We start from the raw sequence: 5,054 nt of genomic DNA on the forward strand, positions 1-5,054 counted from the left end.
CCGCGGCATCCGCCGTCTCGTCGTCGTCGCCGAGCACGCCGAGGAGCCTGCGCATCTCGGCCATCGAGCCGCGGCCGGTGGAGGCGACCTCACGCATCGCGGCGCGGGAGCGTTCGGGGTCGCGGACCGCGAGGGCATCCGCGCCGTCGGCGAGCGCGACCATGACCGAGAGACTGTGGGCGACGATGTCGTGCAGTTCGCGGGCGATCCGGGCGCGTTCGGAGCTGCGAGCGAGCTGGGCCTGCCGGTCGCGGTCGTGGGCGAGCTGGGCGGCGAGGCTGACGAGGGAGGCGACGTAGCGCATCCGGTCGCCCACGCTCACGCCGATCACGGTCGCCACGATGAGCAGGACCGCGTCCTGCGAGGCGACGCTCACCCAGGAGATGAAGGGGTTGCCCGAGCCGAAATAGGCACCGAGGGTGGAGATGCCGACCGCGGCCGCGAGGCCGATCCAGGCGCTGCGCACGTTGCGGTACACGGCGACCGCATAGAGGGCGATCATCACGGGCAGGGTGTCGCCCTGGCCGTGGTTCGGGAACGACGGGAGCAGCGCCGTGCAGGAAATGGCGAGGGCGAGCAGCGGGGCGTGCCTGCGGAAGAGCAACGCTCCGGCAATCAGCGCGGTGAGGAGCAGCGCCGAGACGATGGCGACCGGGGCGGGTCCGCCGCCCGGACGGGTCGCGTCGACCAGGAGCACGATCGCGGTCGGGACGAGGTAGACGGCCGCGACGAGGGAATCGACGAACCAGGGGTGCCGCGCCCAGAACCGGCGGGTGACCCCCGGAGGCGTCGGCAAACGCAGGCCAGCCCCGTCCGCGAGGGGGGTCGCGGCGGGGCTGGGACTGGTGGAGGTCATGCTTGGGACTCTACTTGCTGCGAACTGGGCGGATGCCGGTCACCGGTCGGTGCCGGCAGCCGGCCCTGCCTGCTCGGTCCTGTTCATTGCCGCCCGGTTACGCGTCGCGGCGCTTCAGCAGCACCGCGGCGGTGCCGAGGCTCACGACAACCCAGACGAGGACGATGATCAGGTCGACCGACCAGTCGAGTGGCACCTTGGCGAACTGCATGAGGCCGAACATGCTGATACCCGCTGACGAGATCAGGTACGGGAGCACGTCGCTCGCCCACGTGGCCGGGATCATCTGGAGTACGACCGGGAGCAGCAGGATCACGCCGAGCGCGACGGCAATGCTGCCGGCCCCGCTCCGCACGATCGTGCCGATGCCGAGTGCGAAGACCGCGACGAGGGCCAGGTACAGCGAACCACCGAGCACGGGGAGGATGACCTCCGGGGCGAAGAGGCTCGCGTGCAGGCCCTGGCCGGAGACGATCGAGACCGTGACGACGTAGGCCGCGATGTTACTGACGAGGCCGGCGACGAAGGTCGCGACGAACAGCACGAGGGCCTTGGCCCACAGGGCCGGCAGGCGCTTCGGCACCGCGGTCAGGGTCGAGCGGACCATGCCCGTCGTGAACTCGCCGGTGACGGCGAGCGCGCCGAGCACAGCGACGATGAGCTGGCCGAAGAACACGCCGAAGGTCGAGGCCTGCGCCACGAACCGGGCCTGGTCGGTGCCCGGAACCGTCGTGATGTCGGTCCCGGTGAGGTCGAGCGCGAGCGACATGATCGCGGCGAGCCCCATCGACACGACGAGGAGCACCGCGAAGCACCAGATCGTCGAGCGAACGGTGCTGAGCTTGATCCACTCCGAGCGGATGATGCCGAGCGCGCTGAGGTGCGGACCGGCCGGTGTCGTCGCGGGCACGAATTCCGTGCCGATGTCGGCGAGGGCTTCCGGGGTACCGGCAACCAGGATCGTGGGGGTGCTCATCGTGCTGCCTCCTGCAGTTCGGTCTCGCGCGGGTCCGGATCGTCGTTCGCGGAGGCATCCGTTGCGGCGTCTGTCGTGTCGGAATCGTCGTCGTCGAATTCCTCGTCGCCGGTGCCGCCGGTGCGGTACTCGACCTCGTTCCGGGTGAGGGACATGTACGCGTCCTCGAGGGAGGCGCTGACGCTCGTGAGTTCGTGCAGCACGATGCCGGCGGCTGCGGCCTGGTCGCCGATCTCGGCGGCCGTGATCCCGGTGATCTGGAGCACGTCCTGTTCGAGGTTCACGACGGTGACCTCGGCCTGCGCGAGCAGGGTGGCGAGTCGGGTCGCGTGCGGGCTGCGCACGCGGACGGTCGCTCCGCCGGCCTGGCCGATGATCTCGGCGACGGGGGCGTCGGCGATGACCCGGCCTCGGCCGAGCATGATGATGTGGTCGGCGGTGAGCGCCATCTCACTCATCAGGTGTGAGGAGAGCAGCACGGTGCGGCCTTCGCCGGCGAGGTGCCGCATCAGCTTGCGCACCCACTGCACGCCCTCGGGGTCGAGCCCGTTGACGGGTTCGTCGAGGATCAGGATGCCCGGGTCTCCGAGGAGGGCCGCGGCGATGCCGAGGCGCTGTCCCATGCCGAGGGAGTAGCCTCCGACGCGCTTGCGGGCGACGGAGGTGAGTCCGGTGAGCTCGATCACGTCGTCGACGCGGCTCTTCGGGATGTTGTGGGTCGCGGCCATCGCGAGCAGGTGGTTGCGCGCCGAGCGGCCCGTGTGGATCGCCTTCGCGTCGAGCAGCACCCCGACCTCGCGGAGCGGGGCACGGAGGTCCTGGTAGCGCTGGCCGTTGACGAGGACCGAGCCGGAGTCCGGCCGGTCGAGGCCGACGATCATCCGCATCGTCGTGGTCTTGCCTGCGCCGTTCGGGCCCAGCAGGCCGGTCACGGTTCCGGGCTGGATGGTGAAGTCGATCGCGTCGACCGCGACCTTGCTTCCGTAGCGTTTGGTCAGGGACTGTGCCTGAATCATCCGTCTCCTCATTCGCATCGTTGGCGGGGCCAGGCGTCGGTGGACGTCGGCCCCGCATTCACGATACGCAGGGCGCCTCACGGGGCACATCGGTCGAACGGATGCTTACCGGCCGCGGCGCGTAGTACCCCGGTACGACGGATGCCCGCCCTCGCGCCGGTTTGCGCAGGCCGCTACTTCTTGCGCGGCGCCTTCTCGTCTGCCGGGGCGTTGCCGGAGGCGCGCAGCGCGGTGTAATAGTCGCGGGCCTCGTCCTGGCGTTCCTGCTCCGCTCCGGAGGCGATCTTCGCGCGCAGGTGCTCGGGGCTGTACCCGAAGGAGTCCACGAGGTCCTGGGCGAAGGGGCGCAGGCGGGCGATGATCCGGTCGATGTACGCCGTGACCGACTGGGCGCGCTGGGCGGACAGGCGTCCGTTGATCAGGTACCAGGCGAGGTGCTTCTCGACGAGTCCGAGCCCGAACAGGTCGCGCAGCCAGGTCAGGACCTGCTTGTTGCCGGCATCCGTCGTGTGCTCGACGGCCCGGGTGAATGCCTCCCACTGGAGGAGCTCGCCGTGCGCGCGGGCCGCCTCGATGAGTTCGTCCTGGTGCGCGTTGAACACGTCGGCGGACTGCTGCGGAGAGAGCTTGCTCGCCGGGCGGAGCTTGCCGGCGATGTCGCGGATCATGGTCTCGACCCGGTCGGTGAGCAGCTCCCGCTGCACGTTCGTCTCCCGGAGCTGGCCGACAGAGCGCGCTGTCGAACCGAAGTCGGCGACGGCCTGGCCGAGAGTGCGGAGGCCGGTGTTGTGCAGGGCACGGTCGGTGGCCTGCTGCACGACATAGCGGGCGAGGACCCCGCTGCCGGCGTCGGCGAACTTGCGGCTGAAGTCGGTGAGGAGCCGCTTGGCGACGAGCTGGAGCAGGACGGTGTTGTCGCCCTCGAACGTCGCGTAGACGTCGAGGTCGGCGCGGAGGCCGACGAGGCGGTTCTCGGCGAGGAAGCCGGCGCCGCCGCAGGCCTCCCTGGCCTCCTGGATGGTGTCCAGTGCTGCCCAGGTCGACAGCGGCTTGAGGGCTGCGGCGAGGGTTTCCAGGTCCTGGCGGTCGGCATCCGTGTCTGCGATGCCGCTGAAGACCTTGTCGAACGCGACCAGGAACTCGTCGTGGGCGAAGGTCTGCGCGTACGTCGTCGCGATGCGCGGCAGCAGCCGGCGCTGGTGGCGCTGGTAGTCGAGAATGACCTGTTCGGCCTCGCCGCCGGCCGTGAACTGGCGGCGCTGGCTGCCGTATGTGACGGCGATGGTGAGGGCCATGGCGGATGCCTGGGTCGCGGCCCCGTCGAGGGACACCCGGCCCTGCACAAGGGTTCCGAGCATCGTGAAGAACCGGCGGCCGGGGCTGGAAATGGCGCTCGAGTACGTGCCGTCTTCGGCGACATCGCCGTAGCGGTTGAGCAGGTTCTCGCGGGGGATGCGGACGTTGTCGAAGGCGAGCCGACCGTTGTCGATGCCGTTGAGGCCGCCCTTGAGGCCGTCGTCCTCGCCGCTGACGCCGGGCAGGAACGCACCGGTCTCGTCGCGGAGGGGCATCCAGAAGGCGTGCACGCCGTGGTTCACGCCGCCCGTGATGAGCTGGGCGAAGAGCACGGCCGCGATGCCGTCGTTCGCGGCGTTGCCGAGGTAGTCCTTCCAGGCCGCGCGGAACGGGGTGTGCACGACGAATTCCTGGGTCTCGGCGTCGTAGGTCGCCGTGGTGGCGATGCTCGCGACGTCGGAGCCGTGGCCGGTTTCGGTCATCGCGAAGACGCCGGGGGTGGCGAGGCTCATGATGCCGGGCAGGTAGGCGTCGTGGTGCTTGCGGGTGCCGAGGTGCATCACGGCGGAGCCGAAGAGGCCCCACTGCACGCCGGCCTTGATCTGCAGGCTCGGGTCGGCGGTGACGAGCTCTTCGAACCCGGCGATGTTGCCGCCGTGGTTGTCTTCGCCGCCGAGGTGCACCGGGAAGGCACGGTGCACGTGGCCTTCGACGGCGAGTAGTCTCAACTGCTCGAGCACGCGCAGCCGGTGCTCGGCCATCGACAGGCCGGGGACGCCCTGGAGCTCGGGGCGTGCGGTGAGCTTGCGGGCCTCGATCCGGATCTCCGGCCAGCTGCCGAGCAGCTGGCGGCTGAGCGCCGGGACGTTGATCGTGGGGATGGGGGTGAAGGTGCCGGTGGGCTTGGGGG

The 5,054-nt window shown here is 70.2% G+C and carries 4 protein-coding genes; all 4 read right to left on the reverse strand.

The window, feature by feature from the left end; all coding sequences use genetic code 11:
• The coding region (locus QN345_RS15440; RefSeq protein ID WP_323508833.1) for a histidine kinase at nt 1-856 on the reverse strand (856 nt) is incomplete at its 3' end.
• A gap of 97 nt (nt 857-953) precedes the next feature.
• The gene (locus QN345_RS15445; protein WP_134564023.1) at nt 954-1,832 is read right to left on the reverse strand and encodes an ABC transporter permease subunit; all 879 of its coding nucleotides are present in this window, start codon (nt 1,830-1,832) and stop codon (nt 954-956) included.
• Nucleotides 1,829-2,848 (reverse strand): ABC transporter ATP-binding protein, encoded by a 1,020-nt coding sequence (locus tag QN345_RS15450; protein WP_323508834.1) that lies wholly within the window; start codon nt 2,846-2,848, stop codon nt 1,829-1,831. The genes QN345_RS15445 and QN345_RS15450 overlap by 4 nt, the downstream gene beginning before the upstream one ends.
• Before the next feature lie 173 nt (nt 2,849-3,021).
• Nucleotides 3,022-5,025, reverse strand: a complete 2,004-nt coding sequence (locus QN345_RS15455; RefSeq protein ID WP_323504735.1) for an acyl-CoA dehydrogenase — start codon at nt 5,023-5,025, stop codon at nt 3,022-3,024.
• Between the last annotated feature and the right edge of the window lie 29 nt (nt 5,026-5,054).

Origin of the sequence: Cryobacterium sp. 10I1 (genome assembly GCF_035019805.1) — a bacterium.
Lineage (GTDB): Bacteria > Actinomycetota > Actinomycetes > Actinomycetales > Microbacteriaceae > Cryobacterium > Cryobacterium glucosi.